This window comes from Limosilactobacillus coleohominis 101-4-CHN (assembly GCF_000161935.1).
GTDB classification, from domain to species: Bacteria; Bacillota; Bacilli; order Lactobacillales; family Lactobacillaceae; genus Limosilactobacillus; species Limosilactobacillus coleohominis_A.
This window is the reverse complement of record NZ_GG698802.1, coordinates 189,850-213,465: the sequence shown is the minus strand read 5'-3', so window position 1 is coordinate 213,465 and position 23,616 is coordinate 189,850. Positions and strand designations below refer to the sequence as shown.

The following is a 23,616-nucleotide window of genomic DNA, read 5'->3' as shown; positions in this document are numbered from 1 at the left end:
CCGCCTGGCTGTCAAATTAAAAATTATTAAATGAAGAAAAAATTCAATCATTTTGTAATTTGTAGAACCGGTTACCGAGTTCTTCTAAAATATCATTTGCATTTAAAATTGGTCGTGCTCCACTCGCAATTAATTCATTGCAGCCAAGTGATTGTTCACTATTAATCGGTCCAGGAATTGCTAAAACATTCCGGTTTTCTTTTAAAGCTAAGTTAGCCGTAATCAAACTGCCGCTCCGTTTTCGTGCTTCCACTATTAAACAAGCATCCGCTAATCCTGCAATAATGCGGTTCCGCTCGACAAAGTGGTGGGGTAGTGATGGTGTATCTAATGGATATTCAGAGATCAATAATCCATGCCGCTTAATCTGCCGTTGCAGTCGGTCGTGTTCCGGTGGATAGATCCGATTTAAACCATTCCCCACCACCGCAATGGTTCGGCCGCCATGCTGAAGGGTAATTTCATGGCTTAAACCATCGACACCACGTGCTAAACCACTCACAACCGTAATATGACGTTGAATAACGGGCGGCAGTAACTGCTGCAGACTTTGTCGAGCATAACTGGTCATTTGACGTGCTCCTACCACCGCTAAACATGAAGATTTTAACAAATGACGATTCCCCATAAAGTACAAAACTAGTGGTGGGCAATAAATCCGCTTCAGTAATTCTGGATAAAGCGCATCAACTATTGTAATTAACGGCATTTGGCAATTACGTTGATAAGCTGTTTCGGTCTCCTGCGATGACCAGGCACTTAAAAAGCGTTCTCGTACCTTACCGTTAATATTCGCAATCCTTGTGATGGTCACCATATCATCAAATTCGTAGCGTTCAGCAGCAATTTCCCAGAGGCGATATTTAGAGATAATTCCTAAACCTCGACAAACGTTAAGTTTAATTAAAAATTCTTTCGGTTGCATGTAAAAAACTCCTTTCACTACTTAAAGACGAAAAGGAGTTTAATTTGTATTTTTTTAATTTAACTTTTTGATAAAAACTGGGGAACAGGAGCAAAAGTTCGCCGGTGAATTGGGGTTACACCATGCTTTTCCAAACCAGCTAGATGCTGCTTTGTTCCATAACCCATATTGTTTTCAAAGTCATAACCCGGATACAAACGAGCATAGTCTGCCATCAAATGGTCCCGATATTCCTTAGCAACAATACTAGCGGCAGCAACACTGATACTTTTCTGATCACCCTTAATTAAGGTTGTCTGGGGAATTGATAAAGATAGTGGAACAGCATCAACAATCAAATGGCTTGGTTGATGCCGTAGTTCGTGAACCGCTCTAATCATCGCATCCTGCGTAGCACGATAGATATTTAATTGGTCAATTACTGCTGGTGAATTTACCGCAATACTTACTTCTACTGCCTCATCAACAATCCGCAAATATAGGCGTTCCCGTTCGCGTCGTGATAACATTTTGGAATCTGTAACTTCAACTAAGTCAAAGCGATCATCTAAAATTACTGCACAGGTCACCACGGGACCAGCTAAAGGGCCACGGCCGACTTCATCCATCCCGGCTACATATTGATTACCAGCCTGCCACAATGCCCGCTCATACTTAAAACGTTCTTCAAAGGCTGATAGAGCTGCTTGTTGCTTTGCAAGTCGCTTTTTTAATTGCTGAAGCGCCGCCTGGACTCCCTTCCGTGGATCTTCTCGTAAATTTTGAACAAATGGGTCGCTAAAACTAGTAACCATTTTTAACTGTTCTTTGACCTGCTGAACACTTAATCGATCAGTCATTTTCGTGCTTCGTTTCTAGATCCGCTGGCGTTTCTAAGGAAATCTTACCTAATTTTCCTTTTCGTAATTCAAAGATTAGCCGTTCACTAGCCCGATCATAGTCATCCCGAAAACCCATTTTTTGCGTAATCGTTAATAACAGATCTGGATCACTTACCGTTTCATCAACATCTGCTTTAGATAATCGGTAGCGTGACATAAGCTCTGCTAAACGATGCTTTCGTAAATAATGTAACGCAAATAGTGCGACATCATCCTTAGCAAAGAGGCTGTCCTTGATTGCTCCCGTTAAGGCCAATAAAGTACCTTGCCGTTCCGTTGCAAATTTCGGCCACAATACCCCGGGGGTATCCAATAACTCAAGCTGAGCGGATGAACGTAGCCATTGCTGTCCCGTTGTCACGCCAGGACGATTACCAGTTGCAGCAACATTTTTCTTCACCAGGTGGTTTAGGAGGGTTGATTTTCCAACATTTGGTACTCCGACGCACATTGCTCGAATTGCGCGCTTTTTCATTCCCTTTGCCTGCTCCGCTGCTAGTTTATCTACCAAAATGGACTGCGCCTTTTGGGTTACCACTTTAGCAACGTTTCGCCCACGCGAATCTAAAGCCAGCACTGGTTGATCATGATGTGCAAAGAAATTCAGCCATTCTTGAGTAACTTGTGGATCCGCTAAATCAGTCTTCGTTAAAATTAATAATCGGGGTTTATCTCCAGCCGCCCGTGCAACTTCGGGATTTTGACTTGAATATGGGATGCGTGCATCAACTAATTCAAAGACAATATCTACCAACGACATTTGTTCACGAATTTGGCGAAGTGCTTTGGCCATATGACCTGGAAACCATTGAATTGTTGCCATAATTATCTCCTACTCCATTTTATTCAAATACAATTGCCAAGCGTCATCAAAGATGGTCATCGATGGCAAATAATTAGCATTTTCTTCTAAATATTTTGAAATCTCATCAAAATCTTGGGATTGCTTTGGAAAGGTTGAATCCAAAAAAGCGTTGTTAGCAAATTGTTCCACAGCTGTTGGCGAATCCGGTTGACGAAGAGTCATCAGGAAATGGTAAAAACTAGTACGATACATTTTAAAAACCTCCGTTCTTCGGAATTGAGATTAAGAACCTGAATTGACCATTTTTAATATCAATTTGTTCAGCTGAATAGTGAAGAGCGTGGTTCTTGCTATATTTATTCAGATCTAGCAAAATAGTTTGCTTCTTTTGGTCCACGTAAACCCAATTTGGGAGCTTATATTGCTTCTTAATGTATCCCATTACGTACTTAATCGGCAGATTTAGCCGACCGACTGATAAGCCCTTTGCCCGCAGCAAAACATTCCCGTTGGTTTGCCGTTCTGGAATAAAATTAATTGCAAACTGAACCTTGGATCCCAAAAATTTAGTAGTTCCAATTACTGTTGCGTATTCTTTACCAACAATAAAGCGATACTTAATGTTATTGCCCTTGAGTAACCGATCAAGGTAGTTACTAGAAAGTGCATTTACTTGCTTACGATTTAAGGTTACTTCAAAGGAATTGGCCGTCTTAGCTGGCGCACTAACTTCAGTGGGTACAGTAACTGGTGCAGTCACGCGACTATAGATAAAGCCACCGGTAAGCACTAATACAATTACAAGCCCCCAGAAGGCCCACTTCCAATAATTACGTTTTTGACCTAATTTCTTCATAGCTATCCTTCCTATCGTTCTTGATACTCAAAACCGTCATGTTTAACCATTGCTTTAAACAATCGTTGGGTCATTTGACGATACCCTAAATGGTTCGGATGAAAGTTATCATCCGTTGAAATGTATTGATTGAGGTTCTTATCACGCTCGTTCATAATTGACACCAACTGTTTTTGGGATGTTTGTCCGCTATTAGCCTGCTCAGAAGATTTGATCAACTGTTGTCGTTGACGCTTTGTTTTATACTGTCCATATGACATTAAATGATTAATATCGACAAAGTAGGCTGGTCCATATCCTTGAAGGGTCGATTTAGTAATGCGGTTCCATTTACTGATAGAATTATTAATACTATCCACCTGCGGAAAATACGTGTAAACCGGATTATAAATACTCATCACAAAAATTGGCGCAGTCTTATTCTGCTTTCGCACTGTACTAAATAAACGCTGCAACTTTTTTTGGTAGGTATTGCCAGCTTTGTTAATATCACGATTAAGTAACTTTGTTGAATTGGTGGTGAGATTTTTTTGCAACGACTGCATTAGATCATTACCACCTACCGTCATCACAATTACATCCGCTTGATGCAATTGTTTTCGAATAGTCGCTTGTTGGTTGATCCGGTCTAGGATTTGGTCGGAACGATCCCCACTTACCCCGTAGTTGACAGTTGTAACTTGATTATGAAATTTTTTCTGTAACCGTGGCTTAATAATTCCCACATAACCACCATTTTTATCTCCCTGACCATACGTCATCGAATCACCAATTGCAACCAGATGAACTTTCTTTTTAACTACTCGTGTCGCTCGAGGTCCAGAACTGGATTGATGTTGATGATAATATGATCGCCAAACAAACCAACCCCCAACCAGTAAGCAAATAATGACTAAACTGGTAATAATGACATTTCGTTTTGCCTTTCCCAAGTTATAACCTCCCATCTTTAGTCATCAAATAGGTATAAAGAAAGGCCCAAAGTTCGGTACGACCGAGCTACAGGCCTCGTTGATACACATTCAATTGAGATTTAGTTAGCTTTAAGCCAGGAGCCCTCCCCCAATCTATTCAGTGTAATAATGTAGACTATTAGCCCCAATTCCCGTATGCGTGGCGATAATTGGAACAGTTTCACGCACTACAATGTTAATATCAGGAAAATGTTCTTTCAAGCGTTCTAATAACCAATTAACTTCCTTGGTTGCTTGCACATCAGAAATTCCAATTGCTTTAACTTTGGGTCCTTCCACCATCTGTTGTAAGATGCGTTCCCACGTCTTGTGTAAGTATTTGGTTCCACGCCCCTTACTATCAATCGTGATTTCACCATCTTTAATTTCTAACATCACTTTAATATTTAATAACTTAGAAAGCGTTCCAGAAAACCGGTTAACCCGTCCACCAGCAACTAAATTATCTAATTTATCAATCGCTAAAAAGAGCTTGGACTTAGAAAAAACATCCCGCATTTTAGCTACAGCTTCGTCCATCGTGCCATCACGTTCGATTACTTTAGCAGCTTCTATAATTTGAAAAGCCATGCACCGGTCCGTCGTATGACAATCAACTACAGTAACGGCAGTTTTCGTCATTTTGGCAGCCTGCTCTGCAGCATGAACCGTCCCACTGATGGATTCCATCATGCAAACACACAGGACTTCGCTCCCATCCGCTCCCAATTGATCAAAAGCCTCAACAAATTTGCCGATTGGTGGTTGAGAGGTCTTTGGCAAACTTTGGGCATTCTTCATCAGTTCTGGAAACTGATCATTAGTAATGGTTTCGCCTTCAGTATAAACAGTTCCATCAATCATTACTGTTAATGGCACAATCGTAATATCATACTTTTTAATTTCTTCTTCAGTTAGCCCCGCTGAAGAATCACAAACAATTTTGATTTTTGACATGGTTTTGCCACACTTTCTAAATAATTTGCTATAATATATCTAGTTATCAAAACTAGATGATGTCATATTAATACTATTTGGTTACTTGTTCAAGTAATAATCGCACGGATCACACCTGTTGCGTACCTAATTAGTATACCAAAAGTTCCATGACAATGCATAACTTCGTAATTTTTGTTTAAAGGAGTCCGATGATTAATGAAGAAAGAACGTACAATCCACAGTGATTTAACGATTGAGGTCATGAATGCCATTTCGCATGGTATCGGCACCCTCCTATCAATTGCCGGATTGGTCCTCTTGATTATTATGGCGGTTCACCGTGGTGGTGCTTTACGAATCGTTACCTTTACTATTATGGGAAGTGTAATGGTATTGTTTTATTTAAGCTCAACCCTATTCCACAGCCTGATCTACACAAAAGCTAAGGCTGTTTTTCAACGACTTGATCACTGTTTTATCTATGTGCTCATTGCTGCTAGCTATACCCCATTTTGCCTTGTAGCAATTAAAGGCTGGCTTGGCTGGACACTTTTTGGTATTGAGTGGGGAATGGCCGTTTTAGGAATCATCTATAAAAGCATTTGGCTTAAACACAAAAGTAATTGGTCCAAGTTAATTTATGTCATCATGGGGTGGTTGTGTGTCGTTGCTTTCTGGCCACTTTGGCACCACTTAGGAACGGTTGGCTTCTCACTTCTTGTGGCTGGTGGTCTTACTTACACCATCGGGGCCATTATTTATAGTTTTCCCCGGAAAACAGCTCATTTAATATGGCATTTCTTTGTGTTAGCTGGTTCTGCGTTTATTTACTTTGCCGTTCTATTTTTTGTCTAACACCCATTCTTCAAAATAACAATTAAGCGCGCCAGTCTTGGAATTATAGACTGGTGTCTTTTTAGTTAGTTGCCATTGATGATAATCAATTGGAATCATTTTGACATCACCATGGTGGTTACCCATAACGATTGTTCGATGAAGGCAGTTCACATGAGCAACCATTTGGGCAAATAATCCTGCTCCACCAATAATACAAACTTCTTCCTGATCAGCATACCGTTTAAAAATCAAGTTCATTAAGTCTTCAATATTTGTAACTGTAATCACTTGATCCACGGCGACCGGATGATGAGAAACAACAATATTGGGGCGATTTGGTAATGGCCGCCCGATCGATGCAAAAGTCCGTGCTCCCATCACAATCGGGTGATGATCTGTAACCGTTTTAAAGTGTTTAAGATCGACGGGCAAGTGCCATGGTAACTGACCATTTTTGCCAATCCAGCCAGCTTCATCTTCAGCCCAGACAAATGAAATTTTCATATTTAACCTCTCTAAACTGCTACTGGTGCTTTAATTGCCGGTTCATGTTGATAACCATCTAATTTAATATCATCAACCGTGTACTCATCCAAACTCTTGGTCCCGTTGGGAAAGATCAGCTTTGGTGCAGAATGAACCTGACGCATTAGTTGTTCTTTAATCTGTTTAATATGATTGTTATAAATGTGCGCATCCCCTAATGTATGAACAAAGTCGCCCACTTCCAACTGACACTCGCGAGCAATCAAATGAGTTAGTAAAGCATAACTGGCAATATTAAATGGTACTCCTAAGAAAATATCTGCTGATCGTTGGTAAAGCTGACAGCTTAATTTCCCATCGTTAACGTAAAATTGAAACATTGTATGGCAAGGTGGTAACGCCATTGACGGCACATCCTCCGGGTTCCAAGCGGACACAATTAATCGTCTAGAATTAGGATTCTTTTTAATTTCATTGATTACATTTTGGATTTGATCAATCGTGTCACCACGTGAAGTTCGCCAACTTCGCCATTGACTCCCGTAAACTAATCCTAAATCACCATATTTCTTAGCAAACTCATCATCATTCAATACCCGTTGACAAAACTGCTTTTTTTCGGCTAAGTACTGTTCTTTAAAGTCTGGATCAGATAACCAGCGATGTCCAAAATCCGTCATATCCGGTCCCTGATATTCAGCACTAGTAACCCACTTTTTAAAGGCCCATTCATCCCAGATATGGTTATTGTGTTGTAATAGGAAACGAATATTAGTATCCCCGCGTAAAAACCACAATAATTCACTCTTGATTAAACCAAACGCTACTTTTTTGGTCGTCAAAATTGGGAAGCCCTTTTGCAAATCAAAGCGCATTTGATAGCCAAAGATTGAACGTGTCCCGGTACCTGTACGATCACCCTTTAAATGACCATTTTCTAGAACGTACCGCGCTAAATCTAAGTATTGTTGTTCATTCTCGTTAATTACCATGCTGTCTCTCCTTACTCAACGTAGTTACTCAAGTATTCCCAACGAGCCGTTTTATCATTAATCTGTTTCTGAACAGCGTTAAGTTCTTTTTGCAACTTGGCTAATTTTTCATAATTATCGCCACTATCGTTCATTTGTTTTTCAATGGATTGTTGTTGTTGGTCCAAATCATCTAATTCGCCATCAATCCGATCCCACTCCAGTTTTTCTGCATAGGTTAGCTTTGTTTTCTTTTTAGGTTCACTCGTTACTGATTTTGTAGAAGACACTTTATGAGATGTTTTTTTCGGTGTCGGCTTTTGAGTTGCCGTTTCTTGTTGTGTTAGGTAGTCGGTAAAACGTCCCGTATAGTCTTGAATAACACCATTTCCTTTAAAAATTAATAATTGGTCAGCAACCCGATCAAGGAAATACCGGTCATGTGAAACCGTAATCACCGTGCCAGCAAATTCATCTAAATAATTTTCTAAGACCGTCAAAGTTGAAATATCAAGATCATTCGTAGGTTCATCCAGAAGCAAAACATTTGGCTGCTGCATTAAAATCTTTAAAAGATATAGGCGGCGTTGTTCACCACCAGACAATTTCCGAATCAAAGTACCGTGCATAAATCGTGGAAAAAGAAATTCTTCTAATAGGTTCGTGACACTAATTCGTTCACCATTGGCGTTTTGCACAGACTCAGCGACTTCAGATAAATAATTAATTACTCGTTTATCCTTATCGATTGGCTCTGTTTGTTGAGTATAATACCCTAACTTAACGGTCTCACCAATTTTAATTACACCACTGTCTAATGCTTGCTGACCAGCAATAACGTTTAACAACGTTGACTTACCAGCCCCGTTCGCTCCAGAGATTCCGATTCGGGCTCCAGGTTGGACAAGCCAGTTGAAGTCTTTAAGAATCGTTCGCTTATCAAATTGGAGGTTTGCATGCTCAACTTTAATGACATCCTTACCCAATCTCTGGGACCCGAGGCTAATCTGCACATTCTGGTCTTCTTGTAGGTTACCGATCGAATCTTTTAACTGATTGAAACGGTTAATCCGGCCCTTTTGTTTAGTACTTCGTGCCTTCGCTCCATGACGCATCCAAGCTAACTCTTTTTTGTATAGGGACTGTCGTTTACGCTCCCCCTCGGCAGCTAATTCTACCCGTTCTGCCTTCTGTTGTACAAAAGCTTGATAATTACCATCATAATGATAGAGTTTACCAAATGATAATTCCCAAATGTGGTTGGTAACTTGATCTAAAAAGTAACGATCGTGAGTAACAACTAAAACTGCTCCCTTATAAGTGGCTAGAAAATCTTGTAACCAAACAATTGACGGAATGTCTAACTGGTTCGTAGGCTCATCCAGCATTAGAAGGTCTGGATGTTGGATTAATATTTGTGCCAACCCAACCCGTTTTTGTTGACCCCCAGATAGTTCCTTAATGGGTTGACTCAATTCAGTAATTTTTAACTGAGTCAAAATTGTTTTAACTTGACTTTCGGCTTCCCAAAGATCCTCTTGATCCATCTTTCCCTGCATTTTGGTGAACCGATCAATCGATTGTGGATCATCCGGATGTTGACTGTAGTTATTCAGTGCTTCTTCATATTGACGAATGGTATCAAAAATGCGCTGATTACCAGCAAAAATGGCGTCCATCACCGTTTTATCGGGATCTAATACCGGCTTTTGGCGTAAATAACCAATAGTATAGTCATGGGGTTTAGTAATCTCACCAGCATCGGCGCTCGTTAATCCGGCGAGCACATTTAGCAAACTGGTCTTACCGCTACCGTTAGTCCCAATCAGACCAATCCGGTCACCTTCATTAATCATTAGTGAAACGTGGTCAAATAACGTTTTTTCACCATAAGTGCTTGTTAAATCATCTGCCCGTAATGTCTGCATTCGTTAATTACCCTTTCTCAATTAAATCTTGTGCTTCCTGGAGAAGTGCTGGTTCTTCGTTGGCGACTTTTCCTTCAACAACTAAAGCTAATAATTGATTCATTACCTTGCCCAATAGCGGTCCCGGCTGAATCGAAGCATGGCGAATCAATGCACCACCATCAATTGCTAAATCATGTCGATCATGAATTGGTAGTTGATCATTCATTGCTAGTAAGTCAGGATGCTGTAATTCTTCAAATTCAGCAACCTGGCTCGCCGTTAAGATAGCTTTACGACCAGCATTAAAAAGCATCATCGGCTTAATTTGATCTTTTTGAATTGCCAGCAAAACTGTCATCGCATGCTGAACAAGACTGATCAGCGCGTTTGATAATTTCCAATCCTTCATAAAACTACTGATTGCCGACTGACCAGTAATCTGTAGTGAATATAGTAATGCTAACCATGCTTCAGCTTCATTTGTAATTGACGACCAATCTTGGTGCTGACTCAATTTAACCAACGCCTGATAATGGTGTTGTAAACGAGGACAATAAAGATATAAATCGGTCGTCAGAAAATAGTCTAACCCTCGTTTGGGATTGATTCCCAGCAACAATTTGGAAAATTCTACTTCAATTCTTTCTACCGCAATCTTGGTTAGCAGTTCACCATGATCTTCAATTCCCCGTTGCGTTGCCGGATCAATCGCAAAATCCAGTTTAGCCGCAAAACGGACCGCCCGCATCATTCGCAAAGCATCTTCATGGAAACGCTCTTCAGGATCGCCAACGGCCCGAATTAAATGCCTCTGAAGGTCGCCAAGGCCATCAAAAAGGTCGATAATTGTGCCATCCTCCTTCATTGCTAAGGCGTTAATTGTAAAATCTCGACGTTTCAGGTCATCTTTTAAGGACCGCACAAACGTTACCTGGTCAGGACGGCGGTAGTCCTGATAGCCACTTTCGGTTCGAAATGTGGTGGTCTCATAACCAGTTCCGTGATCCAGAATCATCACTGTTCCATGCTGAATCCCTGTATCAACTGTCTTTTTAAAAATTGCTTTAATCTCACTGGGATAGGCAGAGGTGGCAATGTCAATATCATGAATTGCATCACCAAGGATGGTATCACGCACACTACCGCCCACAAAGTATGCTTCAAAGCCAGCCTGTTCAATTTTTTGCAAAACTGGTCGAGCGGGTTCGAATAATGATGGTAACTTTTTAATCTGCATTTTATCACTCTTCATTTTAGAATTACTGCACTAATTTTAACAAATTTTCTAGCTTACTGGTTACTTTTTATAATTAGCAACAAAAAATGAGATTCAGAACATCAAAGTCTGTTCTGAATCTCACTTATATTATAGATATGACACCTAATCAGCATTTTAGAAATCACGGTATGAATCTAGTAAATCAACCATTTCTGTATCTGTTGGTACTAATTCAACATACCGTTCTAATTCATCAATTAATTGATCGCGTTGGCCACTCTGTTGATAGTAATCAATTAACTGCCGCAAAAAGGTCGGGTTATCTTGATAGGCCGGCAGTGCGGTTTCAAACGCCTGTCCTGCTTGATCAAACTTTTCCAATGCCAAATATGATTGCGCTAAATTCCACTCCACTTGTGGGTCAACTTCATGTTCTTCTTCAATTGGCTTTAATAAGTCAATGTTGTCCTGATAACGATGTTGCTGCAGCAAATAATTACTGTATTGCAAAGCAATCGTTAAATTATCAGGTGCCAATTGATGTGCCGTCGATAGATACTTCCCCATCAATGAATAGTCACCGAGATGACTAGCAATTTCCGCGGCCAATGTATAAAGTTGTTCATTATACTGATCAACTCCAAGCCCTTCTTGAGCTGCCTTTAGGGCCTTTTGATACTGATTCTCTTTTAAATAGGCACTCGCAAGCGCTGGGTAGGCGGATGCATACTGATTATCGTAATCAATTAATTCCTGCAGAGTACTGATCGCTTCTTTGACCTTTCCCAAATGCAACTGAGTCATACCAGTTTGAAAACGAATATCTGAAGTTTGATAACGGGGATCAACCTGGTCTAGATAGCCTAAAGCCTGATCAAACCTACCACTCTGTGCATATGACATACCCAAACGCCCAGCAATGTCAACCTTAGCAAATTCTAGGTACCCTTGTTTAATTAGTGAAATATATAAAGGAATTGCCTGATCAAACTTACCAACCAGATAATAATATTCGCTCAAAGCAAACAAAACTGCGGGTTCTTGAGGAGCTAAGCGAAAGGCTTCACGGAGCTTCTCTTCGGTAACTTCAAATTGTTCCTCAGTTTGATATAGATCCGCTGCTACGAGCAACGATTGAACATAGGCCGGTGACGATGGAGCAATCTGTGATAAGTATGCTAGCGCTTCATCATTGTGACCACCATCAATTGCAATTTCAGCTAAGGAAGCTTTGATTTCATCTTCATCTGGATATTTATCAAGGAGCTTGAGATAGATCCGTTGGGACTGGTGTAAAAAGCCTAAACCATATAATTGCTCTGCCAAATTAAACAAAGTATCATCATCGTCTTTTCGTAGTGCCCACGCAAAAGACTTTTTTGCTTCCTCCAGCTGACCACTATTTAATTGATCTAGCATTCTTTCTGAATAGCTCATTCGTTGCCTCCCGATGATTGTTGCGTTACATGAAAAACAAAGTAATAAAAAAAGGCTGAGTAATACTCAAGCCTCTTCTTGCGTTATTAAAGTAATTATTAATTACTTAACAGCGTCCTTTAAAGCCTTACCTGGTTTGAATGCAGGTACTTTGCTTGCAGGAATTTGGATTTCTTGACCAGTTTGTGGGTTACGACCCTTACGGGCAGCACGTTGACGTACTTCGAAGTTACCAAAACCAATCAATTGAACCTTTTCACCCTTAGCTAAAGATGCTTGGATTGAACTAAATACTGCATCAACAGCAGCAGTAGCGTCTTTCTTGGTTAAGCCAGTTGCGCTAGCAACATTGCTTACTAATTCAGCTTTGTTTGCCATGTATTTTCACCTCCCACATTAGTGAGACAATCACGTCACACCAAGCGTTGTTAATTTTGAGTGGTCCAAAATTAACGAAATAATAACGCAACAACGTATCATTTCAAAATTAAGATTAGCATAGAGAAACCGCATTGGCAAGGCGTTTTGACGATAAAATCAGATTATGTTGCGATTATTTAATAAATTCGGTGATTTTCTTTTGGATTTTACTTCCGTGCTCGCTTTATCAAGTGAATTGGCGTTCCAGAAAAATCAAATGCCTCCCGAATCCGGTTTTCTAAATAACGTTCATATGAAAAATGCATCAAATCTGGATCATTAACAAAAATAACGAACGTTGGTGGTTCCACCGCTACTTGAGTCCCATAATAAACCCGCAGGCGTTTTCCATTTGTACTTGGGGTTGGATTGGCAGCAATTGCATCCATCAAGACATCATTTAAGGTTGATGATTTAATCCGGCGCCGGGCATGATCGTAAACTTCTTCAATGAGTTGAGGAATCTTAATCAACCGTTGCTTTGTAACAGCTGAAACAAAAATAATTGGGGCGTAACTCAGATACTGAAATTCATTTCGAATCAAGGTTGTGAAATCTGTCATTGTCCGATGATCACGATTCTTAATTAAATCCCACTTATTAACGACAATAATTACACCCTTACCAGCTTCATGAGCATATCCCGCAATATGTTTATCCAAATCACGAATACCCTCATCGGCATTTAATACCACTAATACAACATCACTGTCATCAATTGCTTTCATTGAGCGCATTAATGCGTAGCGCTCCGTATTTTCGTATAGTTTCCCCTTCTTTTTGATTCCGGCAGTGTCCACCATCGTGAACTTTCGATGATCCGCCACAAACTGGGTATTAATGGCGTCACGAGTAGTCCCAGCAATATCGGAAACAATTACTCGCTGCTGTCCTAAAATTGCATTTACTAGAGAGGATTTCCCAACATTTGGCCGGCCAATCAAGCTAAACCGAATACTATCATCTTTTTGATTATCAGCGGTATCAGGGAAATTTTTGATAACTGCATCCAGCAAATCACCAAGCCCAATTCCATGAACACTAGAGACTGGATATGGTTCGCCAAGCCCCAACGAGTAAAAGTCGTAAATGTCACTCCGCCGTTCAGGGTTATCCACTTTATTAACCGCTAGCACGACTGGTTTATTTGACCGGTACAACAATTGAGCGACTTTTTCGTCTGCATCAGTAATCCCATTTTGCACATCAACCACCAAGACAATTACGTCCGCCTCATCAATTGCAACCTCTGCCTGCTCACGAATCTGCGTCGTAAGAGGCTGGTCAGACATATCAATTCCTCCGGTGTCAATCAAATTAAAGTTTTTGCCAAGCCATTCTGCATGGGTATAAATCCGGTCACGAGTAACCCCCGGAGTATCCTCAACAATTGAGATTCGTTCACCTGCAATTCGGTTAAACAGCGTCGATTTACCCACGTTTGGTCGACCTACAATTGCAACAATCGGGTTTGCCATCATAATCCCTCCTTTATTGATTTAAAAAAAATAAGGCTGCGAAGAACTTACCTCTTCTCAGCCTTATTAATCTAAATGAAAAGCTTATTTACCAGCGTTCTTCAGTTCATCACCGATTAAATCACCAAGAGTAAAGCCGTTTTCTTCTTCTGGTGCATCAGCAGCGAAGTTATTCCGCCGAGGGCGACGGTTGTTACGGTTATTACGCTTGTGGTTATCATCACTATCAGCAGGCTTTTCTTCCAATGCCTTGATTGAAAGACCTAACCGTTGACGTTCTGGGTCAACATTGATGACCTTAACCTTAACCTCTTGGCCAGGCTTCAAAACATCAGCTGGTGTAGCAATGTGCTTATGAGAAATTTGTGAAATGTGAACTAAACCTTCAACACCTGGGAAGACTTCAACAAAAGCACCAAAGCTAGTCAAACGCTTAACTGTACCAGTTAAGACGGTGTCAACAGCAGCCTTTTCTTCAATATCATCCCATGGTCCTGGCAAGGTTTGCTTAATGGATAATGAAATCCGTTCACGTTCAGGATCTACGTTAAGAACCTTAACTTTCACGTCTTGACCAACTTCCAAAACATCAGAAGGCTTGTCAACGTGATCGTATGAAATTTCAGAAACGTGAACAAGACCATCAACACCACCAAGGTCGATGAAGGCACCGAAGTTTGTCATCCGTGCAACCTTACCTTCAACAACATCACCAGCAGCCAATTCAGAGAAGATCTTCTTGGCAGCTTCTTCGTGTTCCTTCTTCACAATTTCCTTGTGAGAAAGAATCAAACGGTTTTCGCTTGGTTCAATTTCGATAATCTTAAATTCTAATTCTTGACCCTTAAATTGGTTCAAGTCTTCAACATAATGATCAGTAATCATTGATGCTGGAACGAATCCACGAACACCAGCGTCTACTACCAAACCACCCTTAACAGATTGGGTAACCTTAGCAGTAATTGTTTCACCGGCATCGAACTTCTTTTGAATATCGTCCCATACCTTCATGGCTTCTAAACGCCGATGTGAAAGTAAGTAACTGCCGTTTTCCTTGTCAGATCCGATCTTTGAAATAACTACTAAATCAAGAACATCTCCAACCTTAACAACATCATTGATGTCTTCAACTGGCTTAGTAGTAAGTTGGTTTGCAGGAACCACCCCTTCTACACCAGCGTCTTCGATTCCAACGATTGCTTGACGATCGTCGTCGATTTGCAGTACTTTACCCTTAACAACATCCCCAACGTTAACTGTCTTGATGCTGTCGAGCGCTTCTAACATAGCGTTATTGTTTTCATTTTCAGCCATCTAAAAAAATCCTCCTTGCAACAATCAACTCTGGCTACTATTCTACTAGATTTCAACCGAATTTACCAGCATTAACTTTAATTGTTGCACTTTTTTTCAATTATTTTCGAAATTTCCGAAACCACTTGATCGATAGTCAGGTGAGTACTGTCAATTTCAATGGCATCCTTAGCTTTGGTAAGCGGTGATACCTTTCTAGTCGAGTCCTTTTGGTCGCGCAGTTCAATTGCTTTTTGTAACTCTTCTAAAGTACTAGTTGCAATTCCCTTGGCCTGGTTTTCTTCAAAACGACGACGTGCTCTTTCATGCGCACTGGCCACTAGAAAAATTTTTACCGGTGCATTTGGCAAAACGGTGGTTCCAATATCACGACCATCCATCACAATTCCACCTTGCGTGGCAATTTTTCGTTGTTCTTTCACCATTTCACTCCGTACTTCAGGAATCGCTGCAACTGCGGAAACATTTTCCGCGACTTCATTCGAACGGATTACCTTGGTAACTTCATGGCCATCGACAAACACCCGTTGTTCTTCAGCACCAGGTTCAAAACTAATCGTGATTTCTTGAGCCAATTTAATAATTGCCGCAATGTTATCTAGTGTAATATTCCTATCTAATGCTGCCCACGTCACTGACCGATACATTGCCCCAGTATCACAATAGATATAGCCAAACCGTTTTGCAACGAGTTTAGCTACGGTACTTTTACCAGCGGAAGCTGGTCCATCCATTGCCACTTGAAGTGCCTTTGTCATTCTTTTTTCGCTCCTTTTAATTACTTAACTCGCAGCCGTTGTCCTGGCTGTAAGGCCGTATTAGGTGAAATATTATTTAACCGCGCCAATTCACTAACCGTTAATCCATTGTTAGCTGCTACCCGATATATTCCCTGGCCAGCTTGAACTGTTGCGTACTTATTATCACTGCTGCTCATACTAGAAGCAGATGAAGGAGCACTACTAGTTACCGAACTGGCTGTCGTTGATTCGCGATCTACAGTTTTATTACTGATAGAACTTGATTGCCGACGAACTGTTTTGGCGTGATGGTCTTTTGAATGTGTTTTACTCTTACTCGCCACTTTTTTAGTATGTGTTTGGGCGACCCGTTGCTCACGGACTGGATGATCAAAAGACTGTTCATGCCGCACCCAAAAGAAAATTGGTGCAGCCGCTAAAATAATAATTAACACGACGAGAATTGTCGTAATTCGCGAATTTTGTGAATCCTTCTTCCGGCGTTTAACACGGGAAAGGTTACCTTTTGAATCAGTTTCTTCATCATCTTCAAAGGTTTTATCCCACAATTTTTCATTTTCTGGCCGTTGGTCTTCACGTCTTTCACTCATGTACTAACCCTCCTTAAATTACATACATAAAATTGTAGCGCATTTCTATATTAACTGTCTACATATTAGTCCAGTTAATGAAATAACTGTTTAATTACCTGTTGCCAATCCTGCTGATGAGCTTCCTCTTTTAATAATTCAACAGCGGGTAGTCCTAAATCCTGAACTTGCCAATCTGGCTTGTCAATAGAACAACACATCCGAGGTTGCTTAACCATTTGCTCACCAAAATATTCAGTAATTATTTGCCGCAAACATCTGTCTGCATTAATGTAATTCATCATTATCTGTAATCGTTGTTTACTTAATCGGTTTTGTTCTCGCATAATCGTTTGAACATCATGAACGGAATAGTGATGATTAAAATAAAATTCGAATAACTCTTTTTGATCACCTAATGAAGCCGAGGATAATTCTCCATCATGAATTCGTTGTAAAACACTGCTACCCGGTAGTTCAATTTGTCCCAACACTTGCTGCAGATATTCATCTCCCGGGCAATACAATAATAGCGCTAACGCTGGTTGCCCGTCACGGCCAGCCCGAACGAATTCCTGAACATAACTTTCTAAACTCCCTGGTAAGTGATAATGAATAACATAGCGCAAATCATTCTTGTTGATTCCCATACCAAAAGCACTAGTGGCACAGATAAGGTCTAACTGGTTATTCATAAATTGCTGTTGGATTTGAAAGCGTTCCAAATTATTCAGACCTGCATGATAAACACCCACCCGTAATCCACACTTTTTACTAATTAATTGACTAACTTGATTAGCAACTTTCTTGCTAGAAAAATAGACCACCCCGCTTGACCCAAGTCGATGAATGGTTTCGATCAAATACCGCTGCTTAGCTTGGTCATCCATTAGTTGTTTGACAGCTAAAAAAATATTGGGCCGGTCGACAGACTGACGAATCGTTTTAACCCCGTTTCGATCAAGACCGAGTTTTTGAATAATATCATTCGCAACGGTGGCAGGCGCCGTGGCAGTCAAAAGTAGCAATCGCGGCGGTTGAACATCCGCAACCACGTTCTTTAAAAGAAGATATTCCGGTCGAAAGTTGGGACCCCACTGAGAAATACAGTGCGCTTCATCAACTACCATCATGCTCAACGTTACCTGACGCAAACGAGATAACACAGCCGGCTTCACTAATGTTTCTGGTGAAGTAAAAAGAAACCGGTAATCATTTAACGATTGTAAAATTGCCCGTTGTTCCTGATAATCTAAACGAGAATTTAACATTGCAACTTTAAAATCACCCTGTTGGCGAATCCGATCAACTTGATCCTGCATTAATGAAATTAACGGCGAAATTACGACAATCAGCCCCTGGGTAACGTAGGCTGGTAACTGGTAAAGCAAACTCTTCCCTGCACCAGTCGGAAGAATTGCCAATGTGGGGATGCCCTTTAGAGTACTGACTAAAGCTTCTTTTTGTCCAGGACGGAACGCTTTGAAATGGTACTTTGATAGTAAAATGTTATGTAAAGTTATTTCAGATTGCTCCATGAATTTGCTGTAGCTCCTTAATTTGATACAGACGAAAAGAAAAAAATTCTGCTGCCGAATCCGTAGTAACGGACTTAAAATGCCATTCTGCTACCGGGCCTGAATAACGATCACGTAACTGCTGCTCAATGGCCCATGGTAACAAACGGTCCCAGTCAATTGCCTGGGGAACAATTATCGCCGCCTCCAATAAATGCTCCCGAACAGTACTAACTTTCAGATGGCGACGTCGCGCGATTGCTTGAATTGTTACTTCTTCTTGAAAATCCTGTAAAGTTTGCCAGGCACTATTACTAATTGGGACTTGTGAGATTAAGCTTTCCATCAATCGGTAAAGATTACATTGGGAATGCATCTTAAGATAGCCGGCAACCCCCAGCCAAACATCCCAATTTAGAATTTGAATTTCCTCTGCAGAAAGTTTTAACGTCAACTGCGCCTGCTGATTAGTCCATCCTGTTGTCCGGTAGCCAATCAGACGGTGAGCAAAAAATTCTGCTAAACGATTATCCTGCCGTGCAAGATTTTGGCCGATCATTTGGAGTTCTATTTCAAGCTGATTTGTTATCTGTGGATTGGCTAGCCATTTCCGCACCGTGACCATTTCAGTGGGCGAAATATTTAATGGCACATAATGACGATGTCGATGAGCTAACTCAGAGGCTGCTTGAACCCCCAGTAAAAAACGGTCAGCAAATTTCTGCTGATTAATTAGCCATGACCATTGACTATTATGTGGTTGATACATTGACTGCAAGCAGGACTGTTTCAGCTGCATTCCAACATTGGTCAACCACGCGTAATTACCTTTAATCATGAGTGAGCCAGCTCGTTGTTGGCTACCCAACCACTGGTCAAATTCCTGACGCGAAAGCTGATTATTACTTCCTGACCAGTTCAATAGTTGATAGTTTAACCCCCAAAACAAATTAGCCTGGGTTCTCTTATTTCGCACAATATTTTCAATTACTCGAAACCGTCGCGGCTGGTCTGTAAACATTGTCAACAAATATCGATCCATTCTTTCACCGTCCTCAATAAAAAAGAGGCCGCTAAAAATTGGGCCTCTTCTTTTGGAAATATTTCATCACTGGGTTTGTGATTGAAGCCAAGTCCGTAAATGAATTAAGACAAGGCTAAAGATAATCCCAACCGCAACCCCTTTAATTAAGTTAAATGGTAAGACCCCAATTAACATCATCTTATCAATCGGCAACGTTGGATGCCAGTTAAACATCTTCATATAAGCTGGGGTCAAAACATAATAATTAAAAATCGTCATTACAATGGTCATCACAATGGTTGCTAATCCAGTCCCAACCAACAACCGTCTTCTCAAAGACCACTTAGATCGGTGCCAGATAATATTAAATGGAATAATTAATGCAATCGACGTGCATAAATTAGCAAACAACCCCAGCATTTCAACAGGTGAAAAGCCACGGGTTAAACCGTGTAGCAAACATTTTAATAATGCAATCAGAACCCCCGTCCATGGTCCATAAATAAAGGCTCCTAACAATACCGGAACATCTGAAAAATCCAATTTAAGATACGAAACTACTGGAATAATCGGAAACTCAATAAACATGAGTAAAAAAGCAACTGCTGCCAAACAAGCAGTCATTGTGAAGCGCTTGGTACGTGAATATGTTTTGTACATAAAAATCAACCTCCATTATTCGAGGTCATCTTCGAGTAATTGTGATAAAAAAATGGGAACAAAGATTATTTGTCCCCATTTACCCCATCAAAATGACGAGGCGAATCTTCTATCTACCAGACTTTACTGTCGGCACCCAGAATTACACTGGATTCCACCGTTTTCACGGGTTGCGGGCTATACCGCCGGTCGGGAATTGCACCCTGCCTTGAAGACAAACCACTATTAAATTTTGTACCAACCATATTATAACCAATCTTTTTTCTAACGTATAGAGTTAGTTAAGATTTTTTAACTGCTTTACTTCATTTGGTTTTAATTCACGCCATTGACCGCCACTAGCCAAACCATATAAATTCAATGGGCCATAACTTTCCCGATGCAATTTAATGACAGGGTGACCAACTGCTTTCAGCATTCGCTTAACTTGATGATAATGACCTTCATGAATGGTTAAACGAACTCGCGAAGATTGTCGGTTATCAGCAACTTCCAATAGCTTGCTTTTTGCTTCCCGTGTCTTACGTCCATCTACGATCACACCCTGGCGCAGCTTCTGTAAATCATGGTTGCTAAGGACCCCTTTAACTTTTGCAATATAGGTCTTCTCCACTTCAAATTTAGGGTGCATTAGTTTATTTGCCAACGCTCCATCATTCGTCAGCAACAAAATCCCCGTAGTGTCATAATCAAGTCTGCCAACAGGATAGACTCGTTCTTCAACATCGTCATCTTTTAAAATATCAACTACCGTGCGCCGTCCTTTATCATCATGGGCGGTGGAAACCACACCCCGCGGTTTATTTAACAAATAGTATTTAAGAGGTTCCCGCTTAATTGGCACACCATCAACCGTGACTTGGTCGCTCTTGGTTACTTTTGTCCCTAGTTCCGTAACTACTTGACCATTCACCGCCACGTGACCTGCAGCAATTAATTTTTCTGAAGCACGACGGGATGCCACCCCCGCCTCTGCCATAACTTTTTGCAGACGTTCCATAAATTTACTTTCCTTTCTTTTCTGCTTTTTTCTGTCGTGATTGAAGGGCACGCAGAAAAATATCGCTATCCATATCTTCTAAAGACATTTGCTCGGTTAACGGTGGTAAATCTTTGATAGTTTGCAAACCAAAATAATCTAAAAAGGCATCCGTCGTAACATATTTAAAGGGCCGTCCTGGCACATCTAACCGACCATGAGTCTCAATTAAACCACGGGCAACTAGTTTTTGGATCGAGCCTGAGCTTTGCACACCACGCAAATCATCGATTTCAATCCGCGTAATTGGTTGACGATAAGCAATAATTGCTAGTACTTCTAACAGCGCCTGAGTTAGTGGCGAAGTCAATGGTTTTTCAAAGTACGCTTTCATGACCGGTGCTAATGCCGCTTTAGTGGCTAATCGATAGGTTTCCCCACTTTGGAGAAGCGTGAGCGCACAAGAATCATCCTCTGCGTAATGTTTTTGTAGTTTCTCAAGCATCCCCAAAACTGCCGGTTTCATAAAACCAGTAATACTACTCAGGTCACCTAGACTAATTCCCTCATCACCACTAATAAAAAGAAGTCCTTCAATTTTAGCTAGATTGTTCATTTCGATATTCCTCATTTCTCGGTCCCGGGATGACAATCAACGGGCCAAACATCGTTGTTTGGCTAATTTTTACTATCTCGTGACGGGTTAATTCCAGAACAGCCATAAAAGTAGTAATCAAATTATCCCGACTCACATCATCTTGGAAAAGGTCAACAAAGCGGACCGGCTTAGTTACCTGATGAACAACAGCTTGAATTCGTTCAGCAACCGTAATCCGCTCCGGTCGCACATTTTTGATTTCTGGTTCTTTAAAATTGTACCGAGCTAATATTTTGGCAAATGCAGCTTGGAGCTGATCAATCGTTACTCCAGGAGCAACTTGTTCTTGCACAAAACCGTCTGGAACCCCAGCTGCTTCACGTGTATATTCCATCTGGCGCTGTTCCTCTTTGTCCTTCAAATTTTCCGCTGCTTTTTTATATCGTTGGTATTCCAGGAGCTGCTCAACTAATTCTGCTCGGGGATCTTCTTCTGGTTCAGAATTTTCTTCTTCATCAGCTGGGGGTGATGGAAGTAACATTTGACTCTTAATTGCCATCAATGTGGCTGCCATCACAAAATAATCACCAGCAATTTCCAGCCGGTACCGTTGGTTTTCAGCAAGGTACTTCATATACTGATCAGTAATTTCGGCAATCTTGATATCATAAATATCCATTTTAGATTGTCGAATTAAGTGAAGGAGTAGATCTAATGGTCCCTCAAATTCATTTAATTTTAGGGTTGGTTGATATGGTAAATTTACTAATTCTGCTTCCGCCATTCGATCAGTTCAATCCTCCTCACGCTCTGCTATATTGATTACTCCGCTGCCAGTTAGTAACTAATGATTGGGTCTTAAGGGTTCCCACCACTTGTTTTTCCGGTGCTTGATTGGCAATTGCCGTTAAAAATAAGTACATATTTCGTCCTGAACGTTCACTGGGCGTAAACGACATTCGTCGCAACAAAATGTAATCATCACCATGTTCGACAATGGCGACGCCACTAAATTGATCAATATTCGTATTTTTCCATAAAAAAATCTGCCGCGGCCGTTCATTTCCCCAACTAATCTCATCATCTAAGCGATTATACTCACGCAAATCAGGAATAAACGAAAGAAGGCCCATCACAATCTTTTCATAATCCTTCCGATAATTTACTAGCATTGTTATCTTCCCTTCTATGCCCGCGGATGGGTATTTTTGTAAACCGTTAAAAGTCGTTTCTGAGAAACATGCGTATAGATTTGGGTTGTCGTAATATCACTATGACCAAGAAGTTCCTGAACTACCCGTAAGTCAGCGCCATTTTCTAATAAATGAGTAGCAAAACTATGGCGCATAGTATGGGGTGTCACATCTTTATCAATCTTGGCTGCTTGGGCAGTTTTTTTAATCAATTGCCAAATCGCTTGGCGCGTTAATTGTTTCGCCCGGGCATTTAAAAATACGAAGTCACTAGCTGGCTTATTCGCTAACTGGGGTGCTCTAACTGAATGTAAATAGCGGTTAAGCCAGCTTTCAGCTACTTCGCCGATCGGAATAATCCGTTCCTTATCGCCCTTTCCACGAGGCTGAACCAGATGAACATCCAAGTGGAGGTCATTCAAACGTAGATTGGTTAATTCGCTAACCCGCATTCCAGTGGCATACATTACTTCTAAAATGGCCCGATCCCGAATTCCCATTTTTTTACCGGTATCAGGAACTGCCAACATTCGCCGCACTTCATCCTGGGTTAAAACCGTTGGTAAATGCCGCTGCCCTTTGGGAATTGTTACAAGCGCCATCGGATCATTCATTACTCGATGCTGACGTAATAAATATTGATAGAATTGGCGCAAACTAGAAACTTGACGGCCAATTGTTGTCCGACTTTGTCCTAAATTAGTTAAGTGCGCCAATAAATTTAACACCGCATATCGATCAATATCACCCCATGATGATAAATTTTGGCTAGTAAAATACTCCGCTGCCTTTTTCAAATCATTTTGATAGCTTTGAATTGTATTATTGCTCAAGCCCCGTTCCACTAAAAGAAATTGGCTAAAATCTTGAACATCTTGCTGCAT

General features: G+C 40.8%; 26 protein-coding genes and 1 riboswitch. Of the genes, 1 reads left to right on the top strand and 25 read right to left on the bottom strand.

The window, feature by feature from the left end; genetic code table 11:
* Positions 1 to 43 precede the first annotated feature (43 nt).
* The 7 genes from dprA to HMPREF0501_RS01150 all read right to left on the bottom strand — a co-directional run bounded on the left by dprA (position 44) and on the right by HMPREF0501_RS01150 (position 5,377).
* A complete protein-coding gene (gene dprA, locus HMPREF0501_RS01180) occupies positions 44 to 925 on the bottom strand; it encodes a DNA-processing protein DprA (protein WP_006915957.1) in 882 nt (293 codons plus the stop codon).
* 59 nt (positions 926 to 984) lie between these two features.
* Positions 985 to 1,764, bottom strand: a complete 780-nt coding sequence (locus HMPREF0501_RS01175) for a ribonuclease HII (RefSeq protein ID WP_006915955.1) — start codon at positions 1,762 to 1,764, stop codon at positions 985 to 987.
* On the bottom strand, positions 1,757 to 2,629 hold the full coding sequence (gene ylqF / locus HMPREF0501_RS01170; RefSeq protein ID WP_006915953.1) for a ribosome biogenesis GTPase YlqF: 873 nt from the start codon (positions 2,627 to 2,629) through the stop codon (positions 1,757 to 1,759). Before ylqF ends, HMPREF0501_RS01175 begins: the two co-directional genes overlap by 8 nt.
* A 9-nt stretch (positions 2,630 to 2,638) precedes the next feature.
* A complete protein-coding gene (locus tag HMPREF0501_RS01165) occupies positions 2,639 to 2,863 on the bottom strand; it encodes a YozE family protein (RefSeq protein WP_006915952.1) in 225 nt (74 codons plus the stop codon).
* Position 2,864: 1 nt separating this feature from the next.
* Positions 2,865 to 3,467, bottom strand: coding sequence for a YpmS family protein (locus HMPREF0501_RS01160; protein WP_006915951.1), 603 nt, complete (start codon positions 3,465 to 3,467; stop codon positions 2,865 to 2,867).
* Positions 3,468 to 3,478: 11 nt separating this feature from the next.
* Positions 3,479 to 4,414, bottom strand: a complete 936-nt coding sequence (locus HMPREF0501_RS01155) for an SGNH/GDSL hydrolase family protein (RefSeq protein WP_050755732.1) — start codon at positions 4,412 to 4,414, stop codon at positions 3,479 to 3,481.
* Positions 4,415 to 4,534: 120 nt separating this feature from the next.
* Positions 4,535 to 5,377 carry a DegV family protein gene (locus HMPREF0501_RS01150; RefSeq protein ID WP_006915949.1) on the bottom strand — a complete coding sequence of 281 codons (843 nt, stop codon included), beginning with the start codon at positions 5,375 to 5,377 and terminating at the stop codon, positions 4,535 to 4,537.
* A gap of 198 nt (positions 5,378 to 5,575) precedes the next feature.
* Between HMPREF0501_RS01150 and trhA the strand changes: the two genes are divergently transcribed.
* Positions 5,576 to 6,214, top strand: a complete 639-nt coding sequence (gene trhA / locus HMPREF0501_RS01145; protein WP_006915948.1) for a PAQR family membrane homeostasis protein TrhA — start codon at positions 5,576 to 5,578, stop codon at positions 6,212 to 6,214.
* On the opposite strand, the gene HMPREF0501_RS01140 is transcribed toward trhA, so the two are convergent.
* The 18 genes from HMPREF0501_RS01140 to xerD all read right to left on the bottom strand — a co-directional run bounded on the left by HMPREF0501_RS01140 (position 6,200) and on the right by xerD (position 23,616).
* Positions 6,200 to 6,700 carry a dihydrofolate reductase gene (locus tag HMPREF0501_RS01140; RefSeq protein ID WP_006915947.1) on the bottom strand — a complete coding sequence of 167 codons (501 nt, stop codon included), beginning with the start codon at positions 6,698 to 6,700 and terminating at the stop codon, positions 6,200 to 6,202. The two genes, trhA and HMPREF0501_RS01140, sit on opposite strands and share 15 nt — an antisense overlap.
* 11 nt (positions 6,701 to 6,711) lie before the next feature.
* Positions 6,712 to 7,674, bottom strand: a complete 963-nt coding sequence (locus HMPREF0501_RS01135; RefSeq protein ID WP_006915946.1) for a thymidylate synthase — start codon at positions 7,672 to 7,674, stop codon at positions 6,712 to 6,714.
* Between the two features lie 11 nt (positions 7,675 to 7,685).
* Entirely contained in the window at positions 7,686 to 9,581 is a 1,896-nt protein-coding gene (locus HMPREF0501_RS01130; protein ID WP_006915945.1) for an ABC-F family ATP-binding cassette domain-containing protein, read from the bottom strand.
* Between the two features lie 7 nt (positions 9,582 to 9,588).
* Positions 9,589 to 10,800, bottom strand: a complete 1,212-nt coding sequence (locus HMPREF0501_RS01125) for a CCA tRNA nucleotidyltransferase (RefSeq protein WP_006915944.1) — start codon at positions 10,798 to 10,800, stop codon at positions 9,589 to 9,591.
* 156 nt (positions 10,801 to 10,956) lie between these two features.
* Entirely contained in the window at positions 10,957 to 12,219 is a 1,263-nt protein-coding gene (locus HMPREF0501_RS01120; RefSeq protein ID WP_006915943.1) for a tetratricopeptide repeat protein, read from the bottom strand.
* Positions 12,220 to 12,321: 102 nt separating this feature from the next.
* Positions 12,322 to 12,597 (bottom strand): HU family DNA-binding protein, encoded by a 276-nt coding sequence (locus HMPREF0501_RS01115; protein ID WP_006915942.1) that lies wholly within the window; start codon positions 12,595 to 12,597, stop codon positions 12,322 to 12,324.
* 209 nt (positions 12,598 to 12,806) lie between these two features.
* Positions 12,807 to 14,117 carry a ribosome biogenesis GTPase Der gene (gene der / locus HMPREF0501_RS01110; RefSeq protein WP_040455538.1) on the bottom strand — a complete coding sequence of 437 codons (1,311 nt, stop codon included), beginning with the start codon at positions 14,115 to 14,117 and terminating at the stop codon, positions 12,807 to 12,809.
* Positions 14,118 to 14,201: 84 nt separating this feature from the next.
* The gene (gene rpsA, locus HMPREF0501_RS01105; protein ID WP_006915940.1) at positions 14,202 to 15,431 is read right to left on the bottom strand and encodes a 30S ribosomal protein S1; all 1,230 of its coding nucleotides are present in this window, start codon (positions 15,429 to 15,431) and stop codon (positions 14,202 to 14,204) included.
* Between the two features lie 77 nt (positions 15,432 to 15,508).
* A complete protein-coding gene (cmk, locus tag HMPREF0501_RS01100) occupies positions 15,509 to 16,189 on the bottom strand; it encodes a (d)CMP kinase (RefSeq protein WP_006915939.1) in 681 nt (226 codons plus the stop codon).
* A 20-nt stretch (positions 16,190 to 16,209) separates the two neighbouring features.
* Complete coding sequence (locus tag HMPREF0501_RS01095) at positions 16,210 to 16,782, bottom strand: SAG1386/EF1546 family surface-associated protein (protein ID WP_006915938.1); 573 nt, start codon at positions 16,780 to 16,782, stop codon at positions 16,210 to 16,212.
* A 74-nt stretch (positions 16,783 to 16,856) separates the two neighbouring features.
* A complete protein-coding gene (locus tag HMPREF0501_RS01090; protein WP_006915937.1) occupies positions 16,857 to 18,299 on the bottom strand; it encodes a RecQ family ATP-dependent DNA helicase in 1,443 nt (480 codons plus the stop codon).
* Positions 18,286 to 19,320 carry a helix-turn-helix domain-containing protein gene (locus tag HMPREF0501_RS01085; RefSeq protein WP_006915936.1) on the bottom strand — a complete coding sequence of 345 codons (1,035 nt, stop codon included), beginning with the start codon at positions 19,318 to 19,320 and terminating at the stop codon, positions 18,286 to 18,288. Before HMPREF0501_RS01085 ends, HMPREF0501_RS01090 begins: the two co-directional genes overlap by 14 nt.
* A gap of 66 nt (positions 19,321 to 19,386) precedes the next feature.
* Entirely contained in the window at positions 19,387 to 19,962 is a 576-nt protein-coding gene (locus HMPREF0501_RS01080; protein ID WP_006915935.1) for an ECF transporter S component, read from the bottom strand.
* Positions 19,963 to 20,062: 100 nt separating this feature from the next.
* Positions 20,063 to 20,182: riboswitch (FMN riboswitch) on the bottom strand.
* Positions 20,183 to 20,239: 57 nt separating this feature from the next.
* Entirely contained in the window at positions 20,240 to 20,962 is a 723-nt protein-coding gene (locus HMPREF0501_RS01075) for a pseudouridine synthase (RefSeq protein WP_006915934.1), read from the bottom strand.
* A 4-nt stretch (positions 20,963 to 20,966) separates the two neighbouring features.
* Positions 20,967 to 21,572 (bottom strand): SMC-Scp complex subunit ScpB, encoded by a 606-nt coding sequence (gene scpB, locus HMPREF0501_RS01070; RefSeq protein ID WP_006915933.1) that lies wholly within the window; start codon positions 21,570 to 21,572, stop codon positions 20,967 to 20,969.
* Complete coding sequence (locus tag HMPREF0501_RS01065) at positions 21,541 to 22,323, bottom strand: segregation and condensation protein A (protein WP_006915932.1); 783 nt, start codon at positions 22,321 to 22,323, stop codon at positions 21,541 to 21,543. The genes scpB and HMPREF0501_RS01065 overlap by 32 nt, the downstream gene beginning before the upstream one ends.
* A 19-nt stretch (positions 22,324 to 22,342) precedes the next feature.
* The gene (locus HMPREF0501_RS01060; protein WP_006915931.1) at positions 22,343 to 22,711 is read right to left on the bottom strand and encodes a hypothetical protein; all 369 of its coding nucleotides are present in this window, start codon (positions 22,709 to 22,711) and stop codon (positions 22,343 to 22,345) included.
* Positions 22,712 to 22,725: 14 nt separating this feature from the next.
* A complete protein-coding gene (gene xerD / locus HMPREF0501_RS01055; protein WP_006915930.1) occupies positions 22,726 to 23,616 on the bottom strand; it encodes a site-specific tyrosine recombinase XerD in 891 nt (296 codons plus the stop codon).

Excerpts from the sequence above, each read along its gene's own strand:
- dprA (WP_006915957.1), bottom strand. The coding sequence starts at position 925 with ATGCAACCGAAAGAATTTTTAATTAAACTTAACGTTTGTCGAGGTTTA.
- HMPREF0501_RS01175 (WP_006915955.1), bottom strand. The coding sequence starts at position 1,764 with ATGACTGATCGATTAAGTGTTCAGCAGGTCAAAGAACAGTTAAAAATG.
- ylqF (WP_006915953.1), bottom strand. The coding sequence starts at position 2,629 with ATGGCAACAATTCAATGGTTTCCAGGTCATATGGCCAAAGCACTTCGC.
- HMPREF0501_RS01165 (WP_006915952.1), bottom strand. The coding sequence starts at position 2,863 with ATGTATCGTACTAGTTTTTACCATTTCCTGATGACTCTTCGTCAACCG.
- HMPREF0501_RS01160 (WP_006915951.1), bottom strand. The coding sequence starts at position 3,467 with ATGAAGAAATTAGGTCAAAAACGTAATTATTGGAAGTGGGCCTTCTGG.
- HMPREF0501_RS01155 (WP_050755732.1), bottom strand. The coding sequence starts at position 4,414 with ATGGGAGGTTATAACTTGGGAAAGGCAAAACGAAATGTCATTATTACC.
- HMPREF0501_RS01150 (WP_006915949.1), bottom strand. The coding sequence starts at position 5,377 with ATGTCAAAAATCAAAATTGTTTGTGATTCTTCAGCGGGGCTAACTGAA.
- trhA (WP_006915948.1), top strand. The coding sequence starts at position 5,576 with ATGAAGAAAGAACGTACAATCCACAGTGATTTAACGATTGAGGTCATG.
- HMPREF0501_RS01140 (WP_006915947.1), bottom strand. The coding sequence starts at position 6,700 with ATGAAAATTTCATTTGTCTGGGCTGAAGATGAAGCTGGCTGGATTGGC.
- HMPREF0501_RS01135 (WP_006915946.1), bottom strand. The coding sequence starts at position 7,674 with ATGGTAATTAACGAGAATGAACAACAATACTTAGATTTAGCGCGGTAC.
- HMPREF0501_RS01130 (WP_006915945.1), bottom strand. The coding sequence starts at position 9,581 with ATGCAGACATTACGGGCAGATGATTTAACAAGCACTTATGGTGAAAAA.
- HMPREF0501_RS01125 (WP_006915944.1), bottom strand. The coding sequence starts at position 10,800 with ATGCAGATTAAAAAGTTACCATCATTATTCGAACCCGCTCGACCAGTT.
- HMPREF0501_RS01120 (WP_006915943.1), bottom strand. The coding sequence starts at position 12,219 with ATGAGCTATTCAGAAAGAATGCTAGATCAATTAAATAGTGGTCAGCTG.
- HMPREF0501_RS01115 (WP_006915942.1), bottom strand. The coding sequence starts at position 12,597 with ATGGCAAACAAAGCTGAATTAGTAAGCAATGTTGCTAGCGCAACTGGC.
- der (WP_040455538.1), bottom strand. The coding sequence starts at position 14,117 with ATGGCAAACCCGATTGTTGCAATTGTAGGTCGACCAAACGTGGGTAAA.
- rpsA (WP_006915940.1), bottom strand. The coding sequence starts at position 15,431 with ATGGCTGAAAATGAAAACAATAACGCTATGTTAGAAGCGCTCGACAGC.
- cmk (WP_006915939.1), bottom strand. The coding sequence starts at position 16,189 with ATGACAAAGGCACTTCAAGTGGCAATGGATGGACCAGCTTCCGCTGGT.
- HMPREF0501_RS01095 (WP_006915938.1), bottom strand. The coding sequence starts at position 16,782 with ATGAGTGAAAGACGTGAAGACCAACGGCCAGAAAATGAAAAATTGTGG.
- HMPREF0501_RS01090 (WP_006915937.1), bottom strand. The coding sequence starts at position 18,299 with ATGGAGCAATCTGAAATAACTTTACATAACATTTTACTATCAAAGTAC.
- HMPREF0501_RS01085 (WP_006915936.1), bottom strand. The coding sequence starts at position 19,320 with ATGGATCGATATTTGTTGACAATGTTTACAGACCAGCCGCGACGGTTT.
- HMPREF0501_RS01080 (WP_006915935.1), bottom strand. The coding sequence starts at position 19,962 with ATGTACAAAACATATTCACGTACCAAGCGCTTCACAATGACTGCTTGT.
- HMPREF0501_RS01075 (WP_006915934.1), bottom strand. The coding sequence starts at position 20,962 with ATGGAACGTCTGCAAAAAGTTATGGCAGAGGCGGGGGTGGCATCCCGT.
- scpB (WP_006915933.1), bottom strand. The coding sequence starts at position 21,572 with ATGAGGAATATCGAAATGAACAATCTAGCTAAAATTGAAGGACTTCTT.
- HMPREF0501_RS01065 (WP_006915932.1), bottom strand. The coding sequence starts at position 22,323 with ATGGCGGAAGCAGAATTAGTAAATTTACCATATCAACCAACCCTAAAA.
- HMPREF0501_RS01060 (WP_006915931.1), bottom strand. The coding sequence starts at position 22,711 with ATGCTAGTAAATTATCGGAAGGATTATGAAAAGATTGTGATGGGCCTT.
- xerD (WP_006915930.1), bottom strand. The coding sequence starts at position 23,616 with ATGCAGCAAGATGTTCAAGATTTTAGCCAATTTCTTTTAGTGGAACGG.